This window comes from Pseudomonas sp. NFPP02, from assembly GCF_900119355.1.
GTDB classification, from domain to species: Bacteria; Pseudomonadota; Gammaproteobacteria; order Pseudomonadales; family Pseudomonadaceae; genus Aquipseudomonas; species Aquipseudomonas paracarnis.
Window position 1 is genome coordinate 246,427 of record NZ_FPJI01000002.1, and the last position, 25,580, is coordinate 272,006.

21 protein-coding genes and 1 pseudogene are annotated in these 25,580 nt (G+C 60.8%); 20 read left to right on the top strand and 2 right to left on the bottom strand.

The window, feature by feature from the left end:
• The first annotated feature begins 63 nt into the window (after positions 1-63).
• On the top strand, positions 64-1,884 hold the full coding sequence (typA, locus tag BT204_RS04560) for a translational GTPase TypA (RefSeq protein WP_014716526.1): 1,821 nt from the start codon (positions 64-66) through the stop codon (positions 1,882-1,884).
• A gap of 207 nt (positions 1,885-2,091) precedes the next feature.
• Here typA and BT204_RS04565 read toward each other — a convergent pair whose 3' ends face one another.
• Positions 2,092-2,526: a YkgJ family cysteine cluster protein gene (locus tag BT204_RS04565; protein WP_003187815.1), complete on the bottom strand. Its 435-nt coding sequence runs from the start codon at positions 2,524-2,526 to the stop codon at positions 2,092-2,094.
• Positions 2,527-2,763: 237 nt separating this feature from the next.
• On the opposite strand from BT204_RS04565, the gene BT204_RS04570 reads away from it, so the two are divergent.
• The 4 genes from BT204_RS04570 to BT204_RS04585 all read left to right on the top strand — a co-directional run bounded on the left by BT204_RS04570 (position 2,764) and on the right by BT204_RS04585 (position 7,485).
• On the top strand, positions 2,764-5,214 hold the full coding sequence (locus tag BT204_RS04570) for a glycogen/starch/alpha-glucan phosphorylase (RefSeq protein WP_072445796.1): 2,451 nt from the start codon (positions 2,764-2,766) through the stop codon (positions 5,212-5,214).
• Positions 5,215-5,443: 229 nt separating this feature from the next.
• Positions 5,444-6,454 (top strand): class 1 fructose-bisphosphatase, encoded by a 1,011-nt coding sequence (locus tag BT204_RS04575; protein ID WP_003187818.1) that lies wholly within the window; start codon positions 5,444-5,446, stop codon positions 6,452-6,454.
• A 176-nt stretch (positions 6,455-6,630) separates the two neighbouring features.
• A complete protein-coding gene (locus BT204_RS04580) occupies positions 6,631-6,885 on the top strand; it encodes a hypothetical protein (protein ID WP_003187823.1) in 255 nt (84 codons plus the stop codon).
• 30 nt (positions 6,886-6,915) lie between these two features.
• Positions 6,916-7,485 (top strand): lipocalin family protein, encoded by a 570-nt coding sequence (locus BT204_RS04585; RefSeq protein ID WP_034117302.1) that lies wholly within the window; start codon positions 6,916-6,918, stop codon positions 7,483-7,485.
• 125 nt (positions 7,486-7,610) lie between these two features.
• On the opposite strand, the gene BT204_RS04590 is transcribed toward BT204_RS04585, so the two are convergent.
• Positions 7,611-8,975 (bottom strand): formimidoylglutamate deiminase, encoded by a 1,365-nt coding sequence (locus tag BT204_RS04590; RefSeq protein WP_072445797.1) that lies wholly within the window; start codon positions 8,973-8,975, stop codon positions 7,611-7,613.
• Positions 8,976-9,053: 78 nt separating this feature from the next.
• Here BT204_RS04590 and hutC point away from each other — a divergent pair, with 78 nt between their 5' ends.
• The 15 genes and pseudogenes from hutC to dtd all read left to right on the top strand — a co-directional run bounded on the left by hutC (position 9,054) and on the right by dtd (position 25,460).
• Positions 9,054-9,833, top strand: coding sequence for a histidine utilization repressor (gene hutC / locus BT204_RS04595; RefSeq protein WP_169918764.1), 780 nt, complete (start codon positions 9,054-9,056; stop codon positions 9,831-9,833).
• On the top strand, positions 9,830-10,390 hold the full coding sequence (locus BT204_RS04600; RefSeq protein ID WP_072445798.1) for a HutD/Ves family protein: 561 nt from the start codon (positions 9,830-9,832) through the stop codon (positions 10,388-10,390). The genes hutC and BT204_RS04600 overlap by 4 nt, the downstream gene beginning before the upstream one ends.
• 400 nt (positions 10,391-10,790) lie before the next feature.
• Positions 10,791-12,461, top strand: a complete 1,671-nt coding sequence (gene hutU, locus BT204_RS04605) for a urocanate hydratase (protein WP_054897538.1) — start codon at positions 10,791-10,793, stop codon at positions 12,459-12,461.
• 177 nt (positions 12,462-12,638) lie between these two features.
• Positions 12,639-14,084, top strand: a complete 1,446-nt coding sequence (locus BT204_RS04610; RefSeq protein ID WP_072445799.1) for a purine-cytosine permease family protein — start codon at positions 12,639-12,641, stop codon at positions 14,082-14,084.
• 69 nt (positions 14,085-14,153) lie between these two features.
• Positions 14,154-15,119 carry an ABC transporter substrate-binding protein gene (locus tag BT204_RS04615; RefSeq protein ID WP_034125548.1) on the top strand — a complete coding sequence of 322 codons (966 nt, stop codon included), beginning with the start codon at positions 14,154-14,156 and terminating at the stop codon, positions 15,117-15,119.
• 71 nt (positions 15,120-15,190) lie between these two features.
• Positions 15,191-16,042, top strand: a complete 852-nt coding sequence (locus BT204_RS04620) for an ABC transporter permease (RefSeq protein WP_003187838.1) — start codon at positions 15,191-15,193, stop codon at positions 16,040-16,042.
• Entirely contained in the window at positions 16,039-16,863 is an 825-nt protein-coding gene (locus tag BT204_RS04625; protein ID WP_003187840.1) for a quaternary amine ABC transporter ATP-binding protein, read from the top strand. The genes BT204_RS04620 and BT204_RS04625 overlap by 4 nt, the downstream gene beginning before the upstream one ends.
• A 148-nt stretch (positions 16,864-17,011) precedes the next feature.
• Positions 17,012-18,520, top strand: a complete 1,509-nt coding sequence (gene hutH / locus BT204_RS04630) for a histidine ammonia-lyase (RefSeq protein ID WP_072445979.1) — start codon at positions 17,012-17,014, stop codon at positions 18,518-18,520.
• A gap of 26 nt (positions 18,521-18,546) precedes the next feature.
• Positions 18,547-20,085, top strand: a complete 1,539-nt coding sequence (gene hutH, locus BT204_RS04635) for a histidine ammonia-lyase (protein ID WP_089042090.1) — start codon at positions 18,547-18,549, stop codon at positions 20,083-20,085.
• A 164-nt stretch (positions 20,086-20,249) separates the two neighbouring features.
• Positions 20,250-21,659 carry an amino acid permease gene (locus tag BT204_RS04640; RefSeq protein ID WP_034125549.1) on the top strand — a complete coding sequence of 470 codons (1,410 nt, stop codon included), beginning with the start codon at positions 20,250-20,252 and terminating at the stop codon, positions 21,657-21,659.
• A 15-nt stretch (positions 21,660-21,674) separates the two neighbouring features.
• The gene (gene hutI / locus BT204_RS04645; protein ID WP_072445800.1) at positions 21,675-22,880 is read left to right on the top strand and encodes an imidazolonepropionase; all 1,206 of its coding nucleotides are present in this window, start codon (positions 21,675-21,677) and stop codon (positions 22,878-22,880) included.
• Positions 22,881-22,892: 12 nt separating this feature from the next.
• On the top strand, positions 22,893-23,693 hold the full coding sequence (gene hutG, locus BT204_RS04650) for an N-formylglutamate deformylase (protein ID WP_072445801.1): 801 nt from the start codon (positions 22,893-22,895) through the stop codon (positions 23,691-23,693).
• A gap of 141 nt (positions 23,694-23,834) precedes the next feature.
• Positions 23,835-23,951: pseudogene (locus tag BT204_RS28060) on the top strand (alpha/beta hydrolase); the annotation flags it as partial.
• A gap of 103 nt (positions 23,952-24,054) precedes the next feature.
• Positions 24,055-25,026 (top strand): prolyl aminopeptidase, encoded by a 972-nt coding sequence (pip, locus tag BT204_RS04655; protein WP_034125552.1) that lies wholly within the window; start codon positions 24,055-24,057, stop codon positions 25,024-25,026.
• Complete coding sequence (gene dtd / locus BT204_RS04660; RefSeq protein WP_034125553.1) at positions 25,023-25,460, top strand: D-aminoacyl-tRNA deacylase; 438 nt, start codon at positions 25,023-25,025, stop codon at positions 25,458-25,460. Before pip ends, dtd begins: the two co-directional genes overlap by 4 nt.
• Positions 25,461-25,580: the final 120 nt, after the last annotated feature.

Consider the following 25,580-nt stretch of genomic DNA (forward strand, 5'->3'; position numbering starts at 1 on the left):
ACTCTACTGTTAATCGCTGCCACGACCTGTCAGCACACCGAATCCTCTGATCGAGATACACAAGTGATCGAAAATCTACGTAACATCGCCATCATTGCTCACGTTGACCATGGTAAAACCACCCTGGTAGACAAACTCCTGCGTCAATCCGGCACCCTGGAGCGCAACGAGCTCAACGACGAGCGCGTGATGGACTCCAACGACCAGGAAAAAGAGCGCGGTATTACCATCCTGGCAAAAAACACCGCTATCAACTGGAACGGCTACCACATCAACATCGTGGATACCCCGGGCCACGCCGACTTCGGCGGCGAAGTAGAGCGCGTAATGTCGATGGTTGACTCCGTTCTGCTGCTGGTTGACGCTCAAGACGGCCCTATGCCGCAAACCCGTTTCGTGACCAAGAAGGCTTTCGAAGCCGGCCTGCGTCCGATCGTGTGCATCAACAAGGTTGACCGTCCAGGCGCGCGTCCGGACTGGGTTCTGGACCAGATCTTCGATCTGTTCGACAACCTGGGTGCCACCGAAGAACAGCTGGACTTCCAAGTCATCTACGCTTCGGCCCTGAACGGTATTGCTGGTCTTGACCACACCGACATGGCTGAAGACATGACTCCGCTGTACCAGTCGATCGTCGACAACGTACCAGCACCGAAAGTCGACCGTGAAGGCCCGTTCCAGATGCAAATCTCGGCACTGGACTACAACAGCTTCCTGGGTGTTATCGGCGTTGGCCGTATCGCTCGTGGTAGCGTCAAGCCGAACACCCCGGTTGTCGCTATCGGCGCTGACGGCAAGAAGCGTAACGGTCGTATCCTGAAGCTGATGGGTCACCACGGCCTGCACCGCATCGACGTTGAAGAAGCTTTCGCTGGCGACATCGTATGCGTGAGCGGTATGGACTCGCTGTTCATCTCCGACACCCTGTGCCAGCCGGACAACGTCGAGGCGATGAAGCCTCTGACCGTTGACGAGCCAACCGTTTCCATGACCTTCCAGGTAAACGACTCGCCTTTCTGCGGTAAAGAAGGCAAGTTCGTGACCTCCCGTAACATCAAGGAGCGTCTGGACAAGGAGCTGCTGTACAACGTTGCTCTGCGCGTTGAAGAAGGCGACTCGGCTGACAAGTTCAAGGTCTCCGGCCGTGGTGAGCTGCACCTCTCGGTACTGATCGAAACCATGCGTCGCGAAGGCTTCGAAATGGGTGTTGGTCGTCCGGAAGTGATCATCCGTCAGGTTGACGGCGTGAAGCAGGAACCGTTCGAAAACGTCACCATCGACACCCCGGAAGAGTCCCAGGGCAAGGTCATGGAAGAGATGGGCCTGCGTAAGGGCGACCTGACCAACATGGTGCCGGATGGCAAAGGCCGTGTGCGTCTGGAATACAACATCCCTGCTCGTGGTCTGATCGGTTTCCGTAACCAGTTCCTGACCCTGACCAACGGTGCTGGCATCCTGACCTCGATCTTCGATCGCTACGACACCATGAAGTCCGGCGACATGTCCGGCCGTCAGAACGGTGTTCTGGTATCGGTAGAAACCGGCAAGGCGCTGACCTACTCCCTGGAAACCCTCCAGGCGCGTGGCAAGCTGTTCGTTGAACACGGTCAAGAGATCTACAACGGCCAGATCGTTGGTCTGAACAGCCGCGACAACGACATGGGCGTGAACCCAACCAAAGGCAAGAAGCTCGACAACATGCGTGCTTCGGGCAAAGACGAAACCATCGCTCTGGTTCCACCTGTTCGCTTCACCCTGGAACAGGCCCTGGAATTCATCCAGGACGACGAGCTGTGCGAAGTCACGCCTAAGTCGATCCGCCTGCGTAAGAAGATCCTGGACGAAGGCGAGCGTACCCGCGCTGCCAAGAAAGCCAAGAACTGAGTTAACTCAGGCTGAATGAAAAACGCCCCCGGTCGAAAGGCCGGGGGCGTTTTTTTATGCCTGCAGTTTGTGTGTTGTGATCGTTCCCACGCTCCGCGTGGGAACGCCGCGTGGGACGCTCCGCGTCCTGCTTTCAAGAGCGGACGCAGAGCGTCCACAGCTGCATTCCCACGCAGAGCGTGGGAACGATCAAAAACAAAATCCGGATCAGAACTTGTCGAGGGTCTTGAAGTTAGTCTCGCGCACCACTTCCTTGGGCTTATACGCGCAATACCCCGGCCGCGGCCCGATTTTCGGGTGGTTGCGGCACGTATCCGGGCGCTTGTCATAAATAGTGCAAAAGCGCGTCTTACGATCCAGGTACAGGCAGTCGTTGTTGCTCATGCGCTGCAGGGTAAAAATTTCGGACTTGTTGTTGTACCGCTCGACGATGCCTTCTTTCTGCAAACGCTTGGCGATGTTCTTCGGCGGATCGCCGCGCTCGAACTCATCGACGATGCCAATGCGGATCAGGTCCTTGATCTTCACCTCCACCGGCAGCGTGCAGCAGCTGGACACGCAGCCGCCGCACATATGGGCGGAATATTTCTGCCAGGTCTCTAGACGGTCGAGTTCCGCGGCGGCGATCAGTTGAGGCTTCATCAAGGTTCCAAGGTGGGGCGTTATCCGGGCGCGCGATCATACCGGGATTGGTGGTTTTTTGAACAATATTTTGCAGGTTTCAGCTCAAAGGTTTAGCCACGGTCTGATCGGGCACGACCCCTGCATCAAATTCAGCCCATGGCGAATGAGTTAAAAAACTGCCGAACCAGCACGTCTACCGTCTGTCAGACCGACTAGGCTCTAGCAACTCCTTCAATCTCGCCCGAGGTCGCACCGATGTCTCAGGAACCGCTTGCACGAGAAGCAGAGGTAGCCGCATTCCGCGATGCTGTCTTGACCAAACTCACCTACGCGGTGGGCAAGGACCCGGATCACGCCTTCGACCATGATTGGTTCGAAGCCATTGCGCTGGCCGCCCGCGACCAGATGGTCGATCACTGGATGGACCACACGCGACGTATTTATCGCAAAGGCCAGAAGCGCGTTTATTACCTGTCCCTGGAATTTCTCATTGGCCGGTTGCTCTACGACAGCCTGAGCAACCTGGGTGTGCTGGAGATCGCTCGCGAAGCGCTGTCGGAGCTGGGCGTGGATCTGGAACGCATCCGCCTGCTGGAGCCCGACGCGGCGCTCGGCAACGGTGGCCTGGGCCGGCTGGCGGCGTGCTTTATGGAAAGCATGTCGACCCTCGGCATTGCTGGCCACGGCTATGGCATTCGTTATGAACACGGCCTGTTCCGCCAGGCCATTGTCGACGGTTGGCAGCAGGAACAGACCGAACGCTGGCTGGATTTCGGTAACCCTTGGGAATTCGAGCGCGCCGAAGTGATTTACCCGATTGGCTTTGGCGGCAGCGTCGAAACCGTTGCGGACGCCTCCGGCAAGATGATCCAGGTATGGTCGCCCAACGAAACCGTACGTGCTGTTGCCTATGACACGCCGGTCGTCGGTTGGCGCGGCGCCAGCGTCAACACCCTGCGCCTATGGCGTGCGCGGGCTGTAGAAGACCTGCATCTGGAGCGCTTCAACGCCGGTGACCACTTGGGCGCCGTCGCCGAGGTGGCCCGTGCCGAAAGCATCTCCCGAGTGCTTTACCCGGCCGACAGCACCGAAGCAGGGCAGGAGCTGCGCCTGCGCCAGGAATATTTCTTCGTCTCCGCGTCCCTGCAGGATTTGCTGCGCCGCCACAAGAACATGCACGGTTCGGTGCTCAGCCTGGGCGAGCACGCCGCCATCCAGCTCAACGACACCCACCCGTCCATCGCCGTGGCCGAGTTGATGCGCCAACTGGTCGACCTGCACGATGTACCGTGGGAAGCCGCGTGGGATGTCACCGTCGAGACCCTTTCGTACACCAACCACACCTTGCTGCCCGAGGCCCTGGAAACCTGGCCTGTCGGTTTGATGGAGCGCATGCTGCCGCGGCACATGCAGATCATCTACCTGATCAACGCCCAGCACATCGACTCGCTGCGTGCCAAAGGCATCCACGACTTTGATGTCTTGCGCGCTGTGTCGCTGATCGAAGAAGACAACGGCCGCCGCGTGCGCATGGGCAACCTGGCATTCCTGGGCTCCCATAGCGTCAACGGCGTGTCCGGTTTGCATACCCAGCTAATGCGCAGCACGGTGTTCTCCGAACTGCACAAGCTCTACCCCGAGCGCATCAACAACAAAACCAACGGCATTACCTTCCGTCGCTGGTTGTACCAGGCCAACCCCAAGTTGACCGATATGCTGGTGGAAGCCCTGGGCCCGGATATTCTGGACCAGCCCGAGCAGCGTCTTATCGAGTTGGAACCCTTTGCCGAGAAACCGGCCTTCCGCAAAGCGTTCGCTGAACAGCGCCTGCACAGCAAGCGCGCACTGGCGCAGATCATCCATGAGCGCCTGGGCATTGCGATCAACCCGGCGGCGATGTTCGACGTGCAGGTCAAGCGCATCCATGAATACAAGCGCCAACTGCTCAACCTGCTGCACACCGTGGCGCTGTACCAGGCGATCCGTGCCGAGCCGGGCATCGACTGGGTGCCGCGGGTGAAGATCTTCGCGGGTAAGGCAGCGGCCAGTTATCACCAGGCCAAGCTGATCATCAAGCTGACCAACGACATCGCCCGCACCGTCAACAACGACCCGACCGTGCGCGGCCTGCTCAAGGTGGTGTTCCTGCCCAACTACAACGTCAGCCTGGCGGAAAGCATCATTCCGGCAGCGGATTTGTCGGAGCAGATTTCCACCGCCGGTTTCGAAGCGTCCGGCACCAGCAACATGAAGTTCGGCCTCAACGGCGCGCTGACCATCGGCACCATGGACGGCGCCAACGTGGAGATGCACGAGCGTGTCGGCGCCGAGCACATGTTTATCTTTGGCCTCAGTGCCCAGCAGGTGGAGGCCCGCAAACACGCCGGCGAGTTCAACGCCGGGCCGGATATCGCTGCCTCCCATCGTTTGAATGATGTGCTGCAAGCGATCCGTGGCGGGGTGTTTTCGCCGGACGATCCGGGCCGCTATGTGGGCCTGATCGATGGGCTGATCGACTACGACCGCTTCCTGGTGTGTGCCGACTTTGACGCCTACTGGGACGCCCAGGCGCGGGTCGAGGCGCATTGGCACGACTCCAAGGCCTGGTGGCGCTCGGCCGTGCTCAACACAGCGCGCATGGGCTGGTTCAGCTCGGACCGCACCATCCGCGAATATGCCACCGAGATCTGGAAAGCCCTCGACTAACTGATACCCCTGTAGGAGCGAGCTTGCTCGCGAAGAGCTCCAACGATAACGCGTGCTTGCTGAATGAACGCGGCGCGTGTGAGTTTTTCGCGAGCAAGCTCGCTCCTACAGAGGGCTATTGCGTTGGGTCGTGAACTCTATTGGCGTTAAATCCTCTGATTAGAGGAAATCAGCCTCGACTCGCGCTAAACTGCGCGGGTTTTCAGCCCCCCATTCTCCGGAGCCGTCCATGTCCCGCGTTACCTTGAGTCGCTATTTGATCGAGCAGACCCGCAGCAACAACACGCCTGCCGATCTGCGCTTCCTTATCGAAGTGGTGGCGCGTGCTTGCAAGGAAATCAGCCACGCCGTTTCCAAAGGCGCACTGGGCGGTGTCCTGGGCAGCATGGGCACTGAAAACGTGCAGGGCGAAGTGCAGAAGAAACTGGACGTTCTGTCCAACGAAATCCTGCTCGAAGCCAACGAATGGGGCGGCCACCTGGCCGGCATGGCGTCCGAAGAAATGGACAATGCCTACCAGATCCCAGGCAAATACCCGAAAGGCGCATACCTGCTGGTATTCGACCCACTGGACGGTTCGTCCAACATCGACATCAACGCACCGGTCGGCACCATCTTCTCGGTACTGCGTTGCCCCAACGAATACCTGAGCCAGAACGAAGCCCTGAACGAAAAGGCCTTCCTGCAGCCAGGCACCGAGCAGGTTGCTGCCGGCTATGCGATCTACGGCCCACAGACCATGCTGGTGCTGACCCTGGGCGACGGCGTCAAGGGCTTCACCCTGGACCGTGAAATGGGCAGCTTCGTGCTGACCCACGAAGACATTTCGATTCCTGCTTCTACCCAGGAATTTGCCATCAACATGTCCAACCAGCGCCACTGGGAAGAACCGGTGAAGCGCTACGTCAACGAGCTGATGGAAGGCGAAGAAGGCCCGCTGAAGAAGAACTTCAACATGCGCTGGGTGGCCGCGATGGTTGCCGACGTACACCGCATCCTGACCCGTGGTGGGCTGTTCATGTACCCACGCGACAGCCGCGAGCCGTCCAAGCCAGGCAAGCTGCGCCTGATGTACGAAGCCAACCCGATGTCGTTTTTGGTTGAACAGGCAGGCGGTGCGTCCACCGACGGCCACCAGCGCATCCTCGACATTCAGCCTGAAGGCCTGCACCAGCGTGTGGCGGTATTCCTGGGTTCGAAGGAAGAAGTTGAGCGCGTGACGGCCTATCACAAGAAGTAAGCCGTAACGAGCGGTGAGCCGCTGTATTGTGAGATGGATCACCGTTAAAGAAGCCCCGAAACGTTTCAGCGTTTTCGGGGCTTTTTTGTTTTCGCTCGTCGGGAACCAGACACCCCTTTTCCCTTCTAAGCTTCTGGCAGATACCCCAGCTGCTTTGTCTCTCCAGGAGCTTTTCCATGTCTATACGCCGTCTCGCCCTGCTGGCTTTTTGCGTGCTCTTAGCCGCTTGCAGCAAGGTCACCCAAGAAAACTACCAAAAGCTCTCGGCCGGCATGGCCAAGGCCGAGGTGGAGTCGTTGCTGGGTAAGCCAACCGATTGTTCCGGCGCACTGGGCATGTCCAGCTGCACCTGGGGCGATAAAAACAGCTTTATCAGCGTGCAGTACGCCGGTGACAAAGTTCTGATGTTTTCCGGGCAAGGCCTGAAGTAAACCGGGGCGCGAGCCTGCGGGAGAAGAAGAATGATGCGTTTTGTTTTGTTCCTTTGCGCCAGCCTGTTTTTGGCGGGCTGCGCCAGCCATTCTGGCGATGATCTGCAACCCAAGACTGCGAGCAACGTCAACCTCAAGCGTTACCAGGGCACCTGGTATGAGTTGGCCCGGTTGCCGATGTACTTCCAGCGCAACTGTGCGCAATCCGAAGCCCGCTACACCTTGCTGCCTGATGGTGACATGTCGGTTTTCAACCGCTGCCTGACGCCTGAGTGGAAGTGGCAAGAGGCCAAAGGCACGGCAACGCCGCAGGTGCCAGGCAAGACCGACAAACTGTGGGTGGAATTCAATAACTGGTTTACATCGCTGTTGCCGGGCGTTGCCAAGGGCGACTACTGGGTGCTGTATGTCAGCGATGACTACAAGACCGCCATCGTCGGCAGCCCGAGCCGTCGCTATATGTGGATCCTGTCGCGCACGCCGACGGTGAGTGCCGATACCCGCGAAGACCTGCTGAGCAGGGCGCGACAGCAAGGCTATGACACCACGCGGTTGATCTGGCGCACGTCGGATAAGCAGATGGCGAAGACGTCTCAGTAATTTGCGGCCCCTCAATCAAATGTGGGAGCTGGCTTGCCTGCGATAGCATCAACCCGGTGTAACTGAAGCACCGAGGTGTCTGTATCGCAGGCAAGCCAGCTCCCGCAGTTGTTATGGGTTGGTCGTCAGTTCAGCAAGTCCTTCAGGACCTGGGTGAATGCCCGGCTGCTGTCTTCTTCGCCAGCATGATGCCCATCTCGCACCACCCATTTGCCATTGACCAGTACATCGCGCACTTGCCGATCACCACCGGCAAAAAGCCAGCGGTTGAGAATCCCATCCTCACTGGCCGTCGCCAAGTACGGGTCGCTACCGTCCAGCACTATCCAGTCCGCACGCTTGCCCACTTGCAGTCGACCAATCGGCTGGCCCAGCGCTTGTGCGCCACCGTCCAGCGCAGCATCGAACAACGTGCGACCCACCATCGGCTGATCGCTGCGATACAGGCGGTTGCGCCGTTGATCGCGCAGGCGCTGGCCGTATTCCAGCCAACGCAGTTCTTCCACCACGCTCAGTGACACATGGCTGTCGGAACCGATGCCCATGCGGCCGCCCTGAGCGAGGAAGTCCACCGCCGGAAAAATCCCATCGCCCAGGTTGGCTTCGGTGGTCAGGCACAAACCGGCAATCGCTCGGCTGTTGGCCATGCGCGTGACTTCGTCGGCATCGGCATGGGTGGCATGCACCAGGCACCAGCGATCATCCACCTCGACATTGTCATACAGCCACTGCAACGGGCGCTTGCCGCTCCAGGCCAGGCAGTCGTCGACTTCTTTTTGCTGTTCGGCGATGTGGATATGCACGGGGCAGTTTTTGTCACTGGCGCCCAGCACGGTATGGATTTGTTCGGGGGTTACGGCGCGCAGGGAGTGGAAGCACAGGCCCAGTAGCTGCGCCGGTTGTGCCGCCAGAATGGGCTGCAGGCGTGCTTGCAGGTCCAGGTAGTGTTCCGTGCTGTTGATAAACCGTCGCTGGCCTTCATTCGGCGCTTGGCCACCAAAACCCGCGTGGGTGTAGAGCACCGGCAGCAAGGTCAGGCCGATCCCGCTGCTGGCGGCCGCCTGGCTGATCTGGCGGGACAGCTCCGTACGGTCGGCATAGGGCTGGCCGCTGACATCGTGGTGCACGTAATGAAACTCGGCCACCGAGGTGTAGCCGGCCTTGAGCATTTCGATATACAGCTGACGGGCGATGACCTGTAACTGCTCGGGGTTGATCTTGCCGACCATGCGGTACATCAAGTCGCGCCAGGTCCAGAAACTGTCGTTGGGGTTGCCGGCCACTTCGGCCAAGCCCGCCATGGCGCGTTGGAAGGCATGGGAGTGCAGGTTCGGCATGCCCGCCAACACCGGGCCCCTGAGCCGTTCCGCGCCTTCTGCACTGGCATTGGGCTCAACCTTTGTCAGCAGGCCATCGGCGCCGACTTCAAGACGTACATCATTGGCCCATCCATTAGGCAGCAGTGCGCGTTCGGCAAAGAAAGCGGACATGATCAAGGCACCCCGGTCGTGTGTTTATTTGTATATACATATACAGACGTTTGCCTGCTCGGTAAACTCCGGCAATCTATGCATCTTTTTCCCCTGCAAGGATTCCCTGTGCCGACTCCGCCCGCCAACTCTTCGCTGGCTGCCCACATGGACGAAAGTCCGGCGCCCTTGTATGCCCGCGTCAAACAGATGATCAGCCAGCAGATCCTCAACGGCAACTGGCCGCCCCATTACCGCGTGCCGTCGGAAAGCGAGCTGGTCAGCGAGTTGGGCTTCAGCCGCATGACCATCAACCGTGCCCTGCGCGAGCTGACCGCCGAAGGCTTGTTGGTGCGTATGCAGGGTGTGGGTACGTTTGTTGCCGAGCCGAAAAGCCAGTCGGCCCTGTTTGAAGTGCACAACATCGCCGATGAAATCGCCTCCCGCGGGCATCGGCACACTTGCCAGGTCATCACCCTGGGCGAAGAAGCTGCTGGTTCCGAGCGCGCCGTCGCCTTGGAAATGCGCGAAGGCGGGCGGGTGTTCCACTCGTTGATCGTGCATTACGAGAACGACATTCCTGTGCAAATCGAAGACCGTTTCGTCAACGCTCTGGTCGCGCCGGAATACCTGCAGCAGGACTTCACCCAGCAAACCCCGTATGCCTATTTGAACCAGGTCGCTCCGTTGACTGAGGGTGAGCATGTGGTTGAGGCGATTCTCGCCGATGCCGCCGAGTGCAAGTTGTTGCAGATCGAGCCGAGCGAGCCGTGCCTGTTGATTCGCCGACGCACCTGGTCGGGTCGCCAGCCGGTGACTGCGGCGCGGTTGATCCACCCCGGTTCCCGTCACAGCCTCGAAGGACGCTTCAGTAAATGAGTGAGATCAACGTCTGGCGCGCCGCCGACTACGTACGCATGCCGTGGAAGAACGGCGGCGGCAGTACCGAAGAAGTCAGTCGCGACGCCGGCACCGGCCTGGATGGATTTGGCTGGCGTTTGTCGATTGCCGATATCGCCGAGTCGGGTGGGTTCTCCACCTTCGCCGGTTACCAGCGCGTGATTACGGTGATCAAAGGCGCCGGCATGGTGCTGACCGTAGACGGTGAGGAGCAGCGCGGGTTGTTACCGTTGCAGCCGTTCGCGTTCAAGGGCGAAAGCCAGGTGTCATGCCGTTTGATCACCGGGCCGATTCGCGATTTCAATCTGATCTACTCGCCACAGCGTTACCACGCACGCTTGCAGTGGGTGGATGGCGTGCAGCGGTTTTTCAGCACGGCGCAGACGCTGTTGGTGTTCAGCGTGGCGGATGAAGTGAAGGTGCTGGGCGAGAAGCTCGGCCACCATGATTGCCTGCAAGTGGACGGTAATACGGGCCTGCTGGATATCTCGGTCAGCGGCCGCAGCTGCGTAGTCGAACTGACCGCACGCGATTAAAAACTGTGGGAGCTGGCTTGCCTGCGATAGCGGTATATCAGTAGCTGATGCGCTGACTGACACACCGCTATCGCAGGCAAGCCAGCTCCCACCTTTGTTTTTGCATTGTTCACAAAATCTGTTTCCACTCCGCGCACCAATTTGTTACCGAATGCCCCAGCGTGACGCAAAGCTTCGCTGCCGTGACAAATTCCCCGCGCTGCAACAAACCTCCGTAAGAAATTTCATCAAGCTTTGAAGCCTTGATTTACAAGGCTCGCACGCCCCGTGAAAAAAATCCCAACCACTCCTGGCTAAAGTTGGCCGCTCGATTGCATATGCTTGTACATACAAGTAAAGATGTGTGCGTAAGACTTCGCACCATCCATGTTCGCGCATCGATCGCCGAGGAGTCCTAGCTGTGACCAAGCCTACAAAATACCGTGACGTCGAAATCCGCGCCGCCCGCGGTAACAAGCTCACCGCCAAAAGCTGGCTGACCGAAGCGCCGCTGCGCATGCTGATGAACAACCTCGACCCACAAGTGGCCGAGAACCCCAAAGAACTGGTGGTGTACGGCGGTATCGGCCGTGCGGCGCGCAACTGGGAGTGCTACGACCAGATCGTCGAGAGCCTCACCAATCTGAACGACGACGAAACCCTGCTGGTGCAATCCGGTAAGCCGGTCGGCGTGTTCAAGACCCACAGCAACGCCCCGCGCGTGTTGATTGCCAACTCCAACCTGGTACCGCACTGGGCCAGTTGGGAGCATTTCAACGAACTGGATGCCAAGGGCCTGGCCATGTACGGCCAGATGACCGCCGGCAGCTGGATCTACATCGGCAGCCAGGGCATCGTTCAAGGCACCTACGAAACCTTCGTGGAAGCCGGCCGCCAGCATTACAACAGCGACCTGACCGGTCGCTGGGTGCTCACCGCCGGCCTCGGCGGCATGGGCGGCGCGCAGCCACTGGCCGCGACCCTGGCCGGCGCCTGCTCGCTGAACATCGAGTGCCAGCAAGTCAGCATCGACTTCCGCCTGAGCAGCCGCTACGTCGACGAGCAGGCCACCGACCTCGACGACGCCCTGGCGCGTATCGCCAAGTACACCAAGGAAGGCAAGGCCATCTCCATCGCCCTGCTGGGCAACGCCGCAGAGATCCTGCCGGAACTGGTCAAGCGCGGCGTGCGCCCGGACATGGTCACCGACCAGACCAGCGCCCACGACCCACTCAACGGCTACCTGCCGGCCGGCTGGACCTGGGACGAATACCGCGCTCGCGCCAAGACCGAGCCGGCCGCCGTGATCAAGGCCGCCAAGCAGTCGATGGCCGTCCACGTCAAAGCCATGCTCGAATTCCAGAAGCAAGGCATCCCGACCTTCGACTACGGCAACAACATCCGCCAGATGGCCCAGGAAGAAGGCGTGGAAAACGCGTTCGACTTCCCAGGTTTCGTACCGGCTTACATCCGCCCACTGTTCTGCCGTGGCATCGGCCCGTTCCGTTGGGCGGCGCTGTCCGGCGACCCGCAAGACATCTACAAGACCGACGCCAAAGTCAAAGAACTGATCCCGGACGATGCCCACCTGCACAACTGGCTGGACATGGCCCGCGAGCGCATCAGCTTCCAGGGCCTGCCGGCACGTATCTGCTGGGTCGGCCTGGGCCAGCGTGCCAAGTTGGGCCTGGCGTTCAACGAAATGGTGCGCAGCGGCGAGCTGTCCGCGCCGGTCGTGATCGGCCGTGATCACCTGGACTCCGGCTCGGTCGCCAGCCCGAACCGCGAAACCGAAGCCATGCAGGACGGCTCCGACGCTGTGTCCGACTGGCCACTGCTCAACGCTTTGCTCAACACCGCGAGCGGCGCCACCTGGGTCTCGCTGCACCACGGTGGCGGCGTGGGCATGGGCTTCTCCCAGCACTCGGGGATGGTGATTGTCTGCGACGGTACTGACGAAGCGGCCGAGCGGATTGCCCGCGTGCTGCACAACGACCCGGCGACCGGGGTGATGCGTCATGCGGATGCGGGTTACCAGATCGCTGTCGACTGCGCCAAGGAACAAGGCCTGAACCTGCCGATGATCAAGTAACTCAATGTGGGGTGGGCTTGTGTGGCGAGCAAGCTTGCTTGCGCTGGGGTGCGAAGCAGCCCCAAAAAGCCGGCTCCAGCTTCGCTGTCGAACGGGAGCAAGCTCCCTCGCCACAGCAAGCCAGCTCCCACAGAAGAGCAAGATGCATACAAAACAATCCATCAGAGGTTGAACAACATGGCTGCAAACGACACCACCCCGTTGATCGAGAAACGTTCGATCGACTACATCCCGGAAGCGGAAAGACATGGTCGTCTATTCAGTCAATTCACCCTGTGGATGGGTGCCAACCTGCAGATCACTGCGATTGTCACCGGGGCGTTGGCCGTGGTGCTGGGCGGTGATGTGTTCTGGTCGTTGATCGGCTTGCTCATCGGTCAACTGATCGGCGGTGGCGTCATGGCGCTGCATGCGGCGCAAGGGCCCAAGCTTGGCCTGCCGCAGATGATCTCCAGCCGGGTGCAGTTCGGCGTGTATGGGGCGGCCATTCCGATTGTGCTGGTGTGCTTGATGTACCTGGGTTTCACCGCCACCGGTACCGTGCTGTCGGGCCAGGCGCTGGGCCAGTTGTTCGGGGTCAGCGACAGCGTCGGCATTTTGATCTTCGCCAGTGTCATCGTGCTGGTCACGGTGCTGGGTTACCGGGTGATCCACTTCATCGGCCGGGTTGCCAGCCTGATTGGCGTGGTTGCCTTTGTGTACCTGTTCAGCCGCCTGATGAGCCAGACCGACGTTGGCGCGCTCCTGCAGATCCGCCACTTCAGCTGGAGCAGTTTCCTGCTGGCCGTGTCGCTGGCGGCCTCTTGGCAGATTGCGTTCGGCCCTTACGTGGCGGATTACTCGCGTTACCTGCCGAGCCACACCTCATCGGTTAGAACCTTTCTCGCTGCTGGCGCAGGTTCGGTCATCGGGGCCCAAGTGGCGATGGTCCTCGGCGTGTTTGCCGCGGCCATGTCCAACGGGCAGTTTGCCGGTCACGAGGTGGCGTACATCGTTGGCTTGAGCGGCACGGGGGCCACCGCTGCGTTGCTGTATTTCAGCATCGCGTTCGGCAAGGTCACCATCTCGACGCTCAATTCCTACGGCAGCTTCATGTGCATCGCCACTATCATCAGCGGCTTTCGTGGGCGTCTGGAGGTCACGCGTCTGCAGCGTCTGGTATTCGTGTTGATGATCGTCGGCACGGCCACGCTGATCGCGTTGCTCGGCCAGCATTCGTTCCTCGGTGCATTCAAGTCGTTCATCCTGTTCCTGTTGGCGTTCTTTACGCCTTGGAGCGCGATCAACCTGGTGGATTACTACTGCATCACCCGCGAGCGTTATGACGTGCCGGCGCTGGCCGATCCGAACGGTCGCTACGGCCGCTGGAACCTGCTGGGCATCAGCGTCTATGTGTTCGGCGTACTGGTGCAGTTGCCGTTCATCTCCACCAAGTTCTACACCGGCCCCCTGGTGGCCGCGCTGGGTGATGTGGATATCTCCTGGATCATCGGCCTGGTACTGCCGGCGGCCCTGTATTACGTGTGTGCGAAAAAATGGCACGGCACGGTACCCGATCACCTGATCCTGCCAAAAGAGCAGGGCGCTTCACCCATAACAAACGAGCTGGCTGCACAAGCCTGATGGGACGTGGACAGGGCAGGACGCCTACTGACTGCCGTAATCCATTTCAAGATTGGGAGCGTCACAACAATGACTATGAATAAGACCTTGCTGGCTACTTTGTTCGCGGCCGGCGTGCTGGCAAGTGCCGGCGCCCAGGCGGCCGGTTGGTGCGAGTCGGGTAAACCGGTGAAATTCGCCGGCCTGAATTGGGAAAGCGGCATGTTGCTCACCGACATCCTGCAAACCGTGCTCGAAAAAGGCTACGACTGCAAAACCGACAGCTTGCCGGGCAATTCCATCACCATGGAAAACGCCCTGGGCAGCAACGATATCCAAGTGTTCGCCGAGGAGTGGGTAGGCCGCAGCGAGGTCTGGAACAAAGCCGAGAAGGCCGGCAAAGTCGTTGGCGTCGGTGCCCCGGTGGTGGGCGCGGTCGAAGGCTGGTACGTGCCGCGCTATGTGATCGAAGGTGACGCCAAGCGCAAGCTCGAACCCAAGGCCCCGGACCTGAAAAGCATCGCCGACCTGGCCAAATACGCCTCGGTGTTCAAGGACCAGGAAGAGCCGTCCAAAGGCCGCTTCTACAACTGCCCGGCCGGCTGGACCTGCGAGCTGGACAACAGCGAAATGCTCAAGAGCTACGGCCTGGAAAGCACCTACACCAACTTCCGCCCGGGCACCGGCCCGGCGCTGGATGCGGCGGTGCTGTCGAGCTACAAGCGCGGCGAGCCGATCCTGTTCTACTACTGGTCACCCACACCGCTGATGGGCCAGGTCGACCTGGTCAAGTTGGAAGAGAAGCCCGGCGTGGACAAAACCGTGAGCATCAAGGTCGGCCTCTCCAAGACTTTCCACGAACAAGCCCCGGAGCTGGTGGCCGTGCTGGAAAAGGTCAACCTGCCCATCGACCTGCTGAACCAGAACCTGGGCCGCATGGCCAAGGAGCGGATCGAGTCGCCGAAACTGGCGAAAATATTCCTCAAGGAACATCCTGAAGTCTGGCACGCCTGGGTGAGCGAAGACGCAGCCAAGAAAATCGACGCGGCCTTGTAGGTCAAGTGTGCACGGCTACCCTCAAGGGTGGCCGGGCGGCTGGCCACAACCCACTGGATCGAGAGCACGATATGTTTCCTGAGAGCTTTACCTTTTCCATCGCCGACTGGGTCAACGGTTGGGTGGACGCACTGGTCACCAACTACGGCGATGTGTTCCGGCACATCTCCGATACGCTGCTGTGGGCCATCGTCAACCTGGAAGGCCTGCTGCGCGCAGCGCCCTGGTGGCTGATGTTGGCCATCGTCGGGGGCATCGCCTGGCACGCCACACGCAAGGTGGTGACCACGGCGGTGATCGTCGGTTTGCTGTTCCTGGTGGGCGCCGTTGGCCTGTGGGACAAGCTGATGCAAACCCTGGCATTGATGATGGTGGCCACGGTGATTTCGGTGTTGATCGGCATCCCCCTGGGTATCTTGTCGGCGCGCAGTAATCGCCTGCGTTCGGTGCTGATGCCGCTGCTGGACATCATGCAAACCATGCCCAGCTTCGTGTACCTGATCCCGGTGCTGATGCTGTTCGGCCTGGGCAAGGTCCCGGCGATTTTCGCTACGGTGATCTACGCCGCGCCGCCGCTGATTCGCCTGACAGACCTGGGTATTCGCCAGGTCGATGGCGAGGTCATGGAAGCCATCAACGCCTTCGGCGCCAACCGCTGGCAGCAACTGTTCGGCGTGCAATTGCCGCTGGCGCTGCCAAGCATCATGGCCGGGATCAACCAGACCACCATGATGGCGCTGTCGATGGTGGTGATCGCCTCGATGATCGGTGCCCGTGGCTTGGGTGAAGACGTGCTCGTCGGCATCCAGACCCTCAACGTTGGCCGTGGCCTTGAAGCCGGGCTGGCGATCGTGATTCTTGCAGTGGTCATCGACCGCATTACCCAGGCTTATGGCCGCCCACGGCATGAGGCGAGCAAATGACGACTGTCAGCAAAATCGAAGTCAAAAACGTCTTCAAGATTTTCGGCGCACGCGCCCAGGATGCGCTGGCCATGGTCGGCCAGGGCAAGACCAAAGACCAGGTACTGGCCGAGACCGGTTGCGTGGTCGGTGTGAATGACCTGTCCCTGAGCATCGGCACCGGTGAGATCTTTGTGATCATGGGCTTGTCGGGTTCGGGCAAATCCACCCTGGTGCGCCACTTCAACCGCCTGATCGACCCCACCAGCGGCGCGATCCTGGTGGATGGCGAAGACATCCTGCAACTGGACATGGAAGCCCTGCGCCAATTCCGTCGGCACAAGATCAGCATGGTGTTCCAGAGCTTCGGCCTGCTGCCGCACAAGAGCGTGCTCGACAACGTTGCCTACGGCCTGAAAGTGCGTGGCGAAACCAAGCAAGTCTGCGCCGAACGTGCGTTGCACTGGATCGAAACCGTGGGCCTCAAAGGCTACGAAAACAAATACCCCCACCAGCTGTCCGGTGGCATGCGCCAGCGCGTGGGCCTGGCCCGCGCCTTGGCGGCCGACACCGACATCATCCTGATGGACGAAGCCTTCAGCGCCCTCGACCCGTTGATCCGCGCCGAGATGCAGGATCAGTTGCTCGAGCTGCAAAAGACCCTGCACAAGACCATCGTGTTCATCACCCACGACCTCGACGAGGCCGTGCGCATCGGCAACCGCATTGCGATCCTCAAGGACGGCAAGCTGATTCAGGTCGGCACCCCGCGAGAGATTCTGCACTCGCCGGCGGATGAGTATGTGGACCGCTTTGTTCAGCGGCGGGCAGCGGTGGTCTGATCCGGGCTTGAACGTTCTCACGCTCCGCGTGGGAACGCATTTCGTGACGCTCCGCGTCACTTGGGGGGACGCAGAGCGTCCCAGGCGGCGTACCCACGCAGAGCGTGGGAACGATCAATGCTGCCTAAGAATTGAAGAAGGTATGAAGATGTCCCAGGCAACCAAAATCATCATCGCCGACACCCCCATGCGCTGGCAGGACGTCACCGCCGTCGCCCGCCACGGCGCCATGCTCGAACTGTCGGGCCACGCCTGGGCGCGTATCGACAATGCCCAGGCCATCGTGCAGCGCATCGTCGCCAGCGGCGAGCGTGCCTATGGTGTCAACACCGGCCTGGGCGCGTTGTGCAACGTCTCGCTCAAGACCGAGCAACTGAGCCAACTGTCGCGCAATACGCTGTTGAGCCACGCCTGCGGCGTCGGCCCGGTGCTCAGCGATGAGCAAACCCGTGCGATCATCTGCGCGGCGATCATCAACTACAGCCACGGCAAATCCGGCCTGCATCCGCAGGTGGTGCACGCGCTGCTGGCGCTGCTCAACCACGGCATCACCCCGCAAGTACCGTCCCAAGGCTCGGTGGGGTATCTGACCCACATGGCCCATATCGGCGTGGCCCTGCTGGGCGTTGGTAATGTGAGTTATCGCGGCCAGATCGTCACGGCGCAACACGCGTTGCAGGCTGAAGGCTTGCAGCCGGTGGTGCTCGGCGCCAAGGACGGCCTGTGCCTGGTCAACGGCACGCCGTGCATGACCGGCCTGAGCTGCCTGGCCCTGGCCGACGCGCATCACTTGCTGCAGTGGGCCGACGTGATCGGTGCCATGAGCTTCGAAGCCCAGCGCGGCCAGATCGACGCCTTTGACGAAGAAATCATTGCTCTCAAACCGCATCCTGGCATGCAGCAAGTGGGTATCAACCTGCGTGCCCTGCTCGATGGCAGTGAGGTGATTGCCAGCAGCAAGGGTATTCGCACCCAGGACGCCTTGAGTATTCGCTCGATCCCGCAGATTCACGGCGCGGCCCGCGACCAGGTGGAACACGCCACGCGCCAGATCGAGACCGAACTCAACAGCGCCACCGACAACCCGCTGGTGCTGGGCACGCCGGATAATTACCGCGTGGTGTCGCAGGCCAACCCTCACGGGCAGTCCGTCGCGATGGCGGCCGACATGCTCGCCATCGCCATGGCCGAGATCGGTTCGGTGGCCGAGCGTCGCCTGGACCGCCTGGTTAACCCGCATGTCAGCGGCCTGCCAGCCTTCTTGGTGAGCAACCCGGGGGTCAACTCCGGGATGATGATTGTGCAGTACGTCGCCGCGTCCTTGTGCGGGCAAAACCGCCAGTTGGCGCAACCGGCCGTGCTCGACAACTTCGTCACCTCGGGCCTGCAGGAAGACCACTTGAGCATGGGCACCAACGCCGCGCTCAAGCTGCACCAGGTGCTGGCCAACGTCACCCAGATTCTTGCCATCGAGTACCTGCTGGCGGCCCAGGCTTTCGAGTTTCTCAAGGACCAGCGCTTCGGCGCCGGTACCGACCGCGCCTGGCGTTTGCTGCGCGAAGTGGTCCCAGCGTATGAACAGGACCGCTGGCTGGCGCCGGATATTGCCGCCGCTGCCCAATTGCTTAAAGACACTGCTTTACCGAATTTGCACTGAACACCTAAGAACAATTCACAAGGAGTATGAATGTGACTGCGCTAAACCTGATTCCAGGCCAACTGAGCCTCGCCCAACTGCGTGCCATCTACCAGCAGCCAGTAACCCTCAGCCTGGATGACAGCGCCTCGGCCCAGATCGAAGCCAGCGTTGCCTGCGTGGAGCAGATTCTCGCCGAGAACCGCACCGCCTACGGCATCAACACCGGTTTTGGCCTGTTGGCATCGACCCGCATCGCCAGCGAAGACCTGGAAAACCTCCAGCGTTCCCTGGTGCTGTCCCACGCCGCCGGCGTCGGTGAGCCGATCAGCGATGCACTGGTGCGACTGGTCATGGTGCTCAAGGTCAACAGCCTGAGCCGTGGCTTCTCCGGGATTCGTCGCCAGGTGATCGACGCGCTGATCGCGCTGATCAACGCCGAGGTGTACCCGCACATTCCGCTCAAGGGGTCAGTGGGTGCTTCCGGTGACCTGGCGCCGCTGGCGCACATGTCCCTGGTACTGCTTGGCGAAGGCAAGGCGCGTTACAAGGGCGAATGGCTGGAAGCCACCGAGGCACTGAAAATCGCCGGCCTCACGCCGCTGACCCTGGCCGCCAAAGAAGGCCTGGCGCTGCTCAACGGCACCCAGGTGTCCACGGCCTATGCCCTGCGTGGCCTGTTCGAAGGCGAAGACCTGTTCGCCGCTGCCCTCGCTTGCGGCGGCCTCACTGTGGAAGCGGTACTGGGTTCGCGTTCGCCGTTCGATGCGCGTATTCATGCGGCGCGTGGCCAGCGTGGCCAGATCGACTCGGCAGCGGCCTATCGTGACCTGCTCGGTGAGAGCAGCCAGGTGTCCCAATCGCACCAGAACTGCGACAAGGTTCAAGACCCGTATTCCCTGCGTTGCCAGCCACAGGTCATGGGCGCGTGCCTGACTCAATTGCGCCAGGCCGCCGAGGTGCTGGTGGTAGAAGCCAACGCAGTGTCGGATAACCCGTTGGTCTTTGCCGCCGAAGGCGATGTGATTTCCGGTGGCAACTTCCACGCCGAACCCGTAGCCATGGCCGCCGATAACATGGCGCTGGCCATTGCCGAAATCGGCTCCCTGAGCGAGCGCCGGATCTCGTTGATGATGGACAAGCACATGTCGCAACTGCCGCCGTTTCTGGTGGGCAATGGCGGGGTGAACTCCGGCTTCATGATCGCCCAGGTGACCGCCGCCGCGCTCGCCAGCGAGAACAAGGCGCTGGCCCATCCCCATAGCGTCGACAGCTTGCCGACTTCGGCCAACCAGGAAGACCACGTGTCCATGGCCCCGGCTGCGGGCAAGCGTTTGTGGGAAATGGCCGAGAACACCCGGGGCATCCTCGCGGTGGAATGGCTCGCGGCGTGCCAGGGCCTGGACCTGCGCGACGGCCTGAAGACCTCGCCCAAGCTGGAAAAAGCCCGTGGCATCCTGCGCGACAAGGTGGCGTTCTATGACAAGGACCGCTTCTTCGCCCCGGACATCAACGCCGCCAGCGAACTGCTCGCCAGCCGCTGCCTGAATGAGCTGGTGCCGGCCAAGTTGCTGCCAAGCCTCTGACCGGGACTCGGTCTGTGCCTGATCATTCCCACGCTCCGCGTGGGAATGCATCCTGTGACGCTCTGCGTCACCGCTCTAAAAGCGGACGCGGAGCGTCCAGGTCGGAGTTCCCACGCCGAGCGTGGGAACGATCTTCTCCTCATAAGAATAATTAGGGACGAGAAATGCACCAGCCAGAAAAAGGTTTGAAACGCGGGCTCAACGCCCGACATATTCGCTTCATGGCCCTCGGTTCCGCGATCGGCACCGGGCTGTTCTATGGCTCTGCCTCCGCCATCCAAATGGCCGGTCCTGCCGTGCTGCTGGCCTACCTGATCGGCGGCGCTGCTGTATTCATGGTGATGCGCGCCCTCGGTGAGATGGCCGTGCACAACCCGGTGTCTGGCTCCTTCGGCCACTACGCCAGCACCTACCTGGGGCCCATGGCCGGGTTTATCCTCGGCTGGACCTACGCCTTTGAAATGATCATCGTCTGCCTCGCCGACGTCACCGCGTTCGGCATCTACATGGGCTTCTGGTTTCCCGAAGTGGCCCGTTGGGTCTGGGTGCTGGGCATCGTATTCCTGATCGGCGGCCTGAACCTGTGCAACGTCAAAGTCTTTGGCGAGATGGAGTTCTGGCTGTCGTTGCTCAAGGTCGGTGCCATTGTGGCGATGATCCTCGGCGGTTTTGGCATCATGCTGTTTGGTATTCACTCGGCAGGCGAAACCCAGGCCAGTGGCTTGAGCAATCTGTGGGCCCACGGCGGCTTCATGCCCAACGGCATCGGTGGGCTGATCGCCTCGTTTGCGGTGGTGATGTTTGCCTTTGGTGGCATCGAAATCATCGGCATCACCGCCGGTGAAGCCAAGGACCCACAGCGGGTGATCCCCAAGGCGATCAACGCTGTGCCGCTGCGTATCCTGCTGTTCTACGTGCTCACCCTGTTCGTGTTGATGGCCATCTACCCGTGGCCGCAGATCGGCAGCCAGGGCAGCCCGTTCGTGCAGATCTTCAGCAACCTGGGGATTGGCTCGGCGGCGACCATCCTCAACATCGTGGTGATCTCGGCGGCGGTGTCGGCGATCAACAGCGACATTTTCGGCGCCGGGCGCATGATGTACGGCCTGGCTCAACAAGGGCAGGCGCCCAAGGGCTTCGCGCAATTGTCCAAACAAGGCGTGCCATGGATGACCGTGGTGGTCATGGGCGCCGCCTTGCTCGGCGGTGTGGTACTCAACTACCTGATCCCGGAAAACGTGTTCCTGCTGATCGCCTCGATTGCCACCTTCGCCACCGTGTGGGTATGGCTGATGATCCTGTTTACCCAGGTCGCCATGCGCCGCTCGATGACCAAGGCGCAGATCGCCGAACTGAAATTCCCGGTACCGTTCTGGCCTTATGCGCCGGCGGCGGCCATTGTGTTCATGCTGTTTGTGTTTGGTGTACTCGGTTACTTCCCGGATACCCAGGCGGCGTTGATGGTAGGCGCCGTGTGGATCGTGCTGCTGATCATCGCCTACTGGCTGTGGGTCAAGCCTGCCGCCGGGCAAACGGCCAAGGTCGATTACGACCCGGTTTTGTCTCATCGATAACTTAGGGAGGCGTTGATGAAAACGCTTTGGCAACACTGCCACGTCGCAACCATGGCCAACGGCAAATACTCGATCATCGAGGATGCCGCCATGGTGACTGCCGGCTCGCTCATCGAGTGGGTCGGCCCCCGCAGCCAGGCGCCAACCGCGGATTACGCTCAGGTGCATGACCTGCAAGGCGCGTGGGTCACTCCCGGGCTGATCGATTGCCACACCCATACGGTGTTCGGTGGCAATCGCAGCGGCGAATTCGAGCAGCGCCTCGAAGGTGTCAGCTACGCCGAGATCGCGGCCAAGGGCGGCGGCATTGCCAGCACTGTGCGCGCAACCCGTGCGGCGAGCGAAGATGAGCTGTTCTTGTGCGCTGAAAAGCGCCTGCGCAGTTTGCTGCGTGACGGCGTGACCACGGTGGAAATCAAGTCCGGCTACGGCCTGGACCTGGCCAACGAACGCAAGATGTTGCGCGTGGTCCGGCGCCTGGGTGAAGCGCTGCCGGTCAGCGTGCGCGCCACCTGCCTGGCCGCCCACGCGTTACCGCCGGAGTACAAGGACCGCGCCGACGATTACATCGAGCACATCTGCAGCCAGATGCTGCCGGCCCTGGCCGCTGAGGGGTTGGTGGATGCGGTCGATGCCTTCTGTGAATACCTGGCATTTTCCCCCGAGCAGGTTGAGCGGGTATTCAAGGTCGCCCAGCAACTTGGCTTGCCGGTGAAGCTGCACGCCGAGCAACTCTCGTCGTTGCATGGCTCAAGCCTGGCGGCGCGCTACCACGCGTTGTCGGCCGACCACCTGGAATTCATGACTGAAGAAGACGCCATCGCCATGGCTGCGGCCGGTACCGTCGCCGTGCTATTGCCGGGCGCGTTCTACTTCCTGCGTGAAACCCAGTTGCCGCCCATGGATGCCCTGCGCAAACACGGCGTGAAGATCGCCATCGCCAGCGACCTCAACCCCGGCACTTCACCGGCGCTGTCGGTGCGGCTGATGCTGAACATGGCCTGCACCCTGTTCCGCATGACCCCGGAAGAAGCCCTGGCCGGCGCCACGCAACACGCGGCCACCGCGTTGGGCCTGGGCGATACCCATGGTTCCCTGGAAGTGGGCAAGGTCGCGGATTTTGTCGCCTGGCAGATCGATCGCCCCGCCGACCTGGCCTACTGGCTGGGTGGCGAACTGGATAAACGCGTCGTGCGCCACGGCGTCGACGTCACTGTTTGAGAGGATGCAGTTGTGGATAAGGTTCTGACATTCAAACAAGGCCGCGTGCCGCTGCTGATCAGCATGCCCCACGCCGGCCTGCGGCTCACCCCTGCGGTGGAGGCCGGGTTGATAACCGAGGCGCAAAGCCTGCCGGATACCGATTGGCATATTCCGCTGTTGTATGACTTTGCCGAAGAGCTGGGCGCCAGCACCCTGGCGGCGGAGTACTCGCGGTTTGTCATCGACCTCAACCGGCCCTCCGACAACGCGCCGCTGTATGCCGGTGCTACTACCGGCCTGTACCCAGAGACGCTGTTCGATGGCGTGCCGTTGTTCCGTGAAGGGCAAACGCCCTCCGAGGAGGAGCGGGCCAGTTACCTGCAAAAAATCTGGGGTCCGTACCACCGTCAACTGCAGGAAGAACTGGCACGCCTCAAGGCCGAGTTCGGCTACGCGCTGCTGTTCGACGCGCACTCGATCCGCTCGGTGATCCCGCACCTGTTTGACGGCAAATTGCCGGACTTCAATTTGGGTACCTTCAACGGCGCTGCGTGCGACCCGCAGCTGGCCAGCCAGCTGGAAGCCATCTGCGCTCAGCATCCGCAATATACCCATGTGCTGAACGGGCGCTTCAAGGGCGGCCATATCACCCGTCACTACGGCAACCCGGCGCAGGATATTCATGCGGTGCAGCTGGAGTTGTGCCAGAGCACCTATATGGAGGAGTTCGAGCCGTTCCGTTATCGCCATGATTTGGCCGAGCCGACGCAGGTGGTGTTGAGGCAGTTGCTGGAAGGGCTGTTGGCTTGGGGGCAGAAGCACTACCGGTAATTGTTGGTGCTGCTGCAATAGCTTTCGCGAGCAAGCCCGCTTGACCGCGCTCTATCATGAGAATGCGCTCGAAATGTGGGAGCTGGCTTGCCTGCGACAACGGGGGTTCAGCAACACTTTTATCAACTGACACACCGCCATCCCGGCAAAGGGCTGGCCCACGGTTGTTTGCGGGCACGCGGCCAGGTGCCGGAGGTGTATCGGCTGTATGACTATCTGCTTGGTTACCTGAGGCGCGAACTGCTGACACAGGTCTAAGTGCTCAAGGACATGCTCATTGCACAATTCGGGTTTATGATGCCAGACGGCAAAATAATAGACGTCCCCCCAGGGATGAACCCGACACCCTACGGAGCACGCAATGCAGACTTGGTACCCGCAGATCAAACCCTACGCCCGGCACGATCTGGCTGTCGATGACACCCACACCCTGTACGTCGATGAAAGTGGCTCCCCCGAAGGCTTGCCTGTCGTGTTCATCCATGGAGGCCCCGGCTCCGGTTGCGACGCCCAGAGCCGCTGCTATTTCGACCCGAACCTCTACCATATTGTCACCTTCGACCAGCGTGGCTGCGGCCGCTCTACGCCAAGGGCCAGTCTCGAGAACAACACCACCTGGGATCTGGTCGCCGACCTTGAGCGCATCCGCGAGCACCTGGGCATCGACAAATGGGTGCTGTTCGGCGGTTCCTGGGGTTCGACCCTGGCCCTGGCCTACGCGCAAACCCACCCCGAGCGCGTGCATGGCCTGATCGTGCGCGGCATCTTCCTCGCCCGCCCGCAGGATATTCGCTGGTTCTACCAGGAGGGCGCGAGCCGCCTGTTCCCGGACTACTGGCAGGACTATGTGGCACCCATCCCGGTGGAAGAGCGCCACGATATGATTGCCGCTTACCACAAGCGCCTGACCGGCAACGACCAGATCGCCCAGATGCATGCGGCCAAAGCCTGGTCGGGCTGGGAAGGCCGTATGTTGGGCCTGTGCCCGAGCCCGCAGCATGTGGAACGGTTTTCCGAGCCGCAGCGCGCCTTGTCCATCGCACGTATCGAATGCCATTACTTCACCAACAACTCCTTCCTGGAACCCAACCAGCTGATTCGCGATATGCACAAGATCGCCCATCTGCCTGGCGTCATCATCCATGGCCGCTACGATATGATCTGCACGCTGGATAACGCTTGGGAGCTGCATCAGGCCTGGCCCAACAGCGAGTTGCAGGTGATTCGCGAAGCAGGGCACGCGGCGTCCGAGCCGGGCATCACCGACGCACTGGTGCGTGCGACCGGCGAAATGGCCCGGCGCCTGCTCGACCTGCCGCCTGAAGAAGCATGAAGGGCTTGTTGCAGCGGGTGCGTGGCGCCCGGGTTGAGGTCGCAGGGGAGGTGATAGGCTCGATTGACCAGGGTTTGCTGGTGCTGGTGGCCGTCGAGCCTTCAGATACGCCCGAAAGCGCCGACAAACTGCTGCACAAGCTGCTTAACTATCGGGTGTTCAGTGACGAGGAGGGCAAGATGAACCTGTCCCTCAAGGACATCGGCGGCGGTTTGCTGCTGGTGTCGCAGTTCACCCTGGCGGCGGATACCAAAAGCGGGCTACGGCCCAGCTTCTCCACAGCGGCTCCTCCGGCCCTGGGAGCGGCGCTTTTTGAGCACTTGTTGTTACAAGCGCAACAATTGCATGGCAAGGTGGCGTCGGGGCGTTTTGGCGCGGATATGCAGGTGCACTTGGTCAATGATGGCCCTGTGACCTTCCTCTTACAGACATGAATGTATGAAAAACGACGTTAATGCCTAAAAACGCAGGGTTTCGCTACAAATACTTCACTGTCCCTGATGCGTTGTCTCGCGGGCTACTAGATAATCGCGCGCTACGGGGATCAGCGTTGT

Coding starts and splice junctions, on each gene's coding strand:
- BT204_RS04565 (WP_003187815.1), bottom strand. CDS start 2,526: ATGAAGCCTCAACTGATCGCCGCCGCGGAACTCGACCGTCTAGAGACC.
- BT204_RS04570 (WP_072445796.1), top strand. CDS start 2,764: ATGTCTCAGGAACCGCTTGCACGAGAAGCAGAGGTAGCCGCATTCCGC.
- BT204_RS04575 (WP_003187818.1), top strand. CDS start 5,444: ATGTCCCGCGTTACCTTGAGTCGCTATTTGATCGAGCAGACCCGCAGC.
- BT204_RS04580 (WP_003187823.1), top strand. CDS start 6,631: ATGTCTATACGCCGTCTCGCCCTGCTGGCTTTTTGCGTGCTCTTAGCC.
- BT204_RS04585 (WP_034117302.1), top strand. CDS start 6,916: ATGATGCGTTTTGTTTTGTTCCTTTGCGCCAGCCTGTTTTTGGCGGGC.
- BT204_RS04590 (WP_072445797.1), bottom strand. CDS start 8,975: ATGTCCGCTTTCTTTGCCGAACGCGCACTGCTGCCTAATGGATGGGCC.
- hutC (WP_169918764.1), top strand. CDS start 9,054: ATGCATCTTTTTCCCCTGCAAGGATTCCCTGTGCCGACTCCGCCCGCC.
- BT204_RS04600 (WP_072445798.1), top strand. CDS start 9,830: ATGAGTGAGATCAACGTCTGGCGCGCCGCCGACTACGTACGCATGCCG.
- BT204_RS04610 (WP_072445799.1), top strand. CDS start 12,639: ATGGCTGCAAACGACACCACCCCGTTGATCGAGAAACGTTCGATCGAC.
- BT204_RS04615 (WP_034125548.1), top strand. CDS start 14,154: ATGACTATGAATAAGACCTTGCTGGCTACTTTGTTCGCGGCCGGCGTG.
- BT204_RS04620 (WP_003187838.1), top strand. CDS start 15,191: ATGTTTCCTGAGAGCTTTACCTTTTCCATCGCCGACTGGGTCAACGGT.
- BT204_RS04625 (WP_003187840.1), top strand. CDS start 16,039: ATGACGACTGTCAGCAAAATCGAAGTCAAAAACGTCTTCAAGATTTTC.
- hutH (WP_072445979.1), top strand. CDS start 17,012: ATGTCCCAGGCAACCAAAATCATCATCGCCGACACCCCCATGCGCTGG.
- hutH (WP_089042090.1), top strand. CDS start 18,547: ATGAATGTGACTGCGCTAAACCTGATTCCAGGCCAACTGAGCCTCGCC.
- BT204_RS04640 (WP_034125549.1), top strand. CDS start 20,250: ATGCACCAGCCAGAAAAAGGTTTGAAACGCGGGCTCAACGCCCGACAT.
- hutI (WP_072445800.1), top strand. CDS start 21,675: ATGAAAACGCTTTGGCAACACTGCCACGTCGCAACCATGGCCAACGGC.
- pip (WP_034125552.1), top strand. CDS start 24,055: ATGCAGACTTGGTACCCGCAGATCAAACCCTACGCCCGGCACGATCTG.
- dtd (WP_034125553.1), top strand. CDS start 25,023: ATGAAGGGCTTGTTGCAGCGGGTGCGTGGCGCCCGGGTTGAGGTCGCA.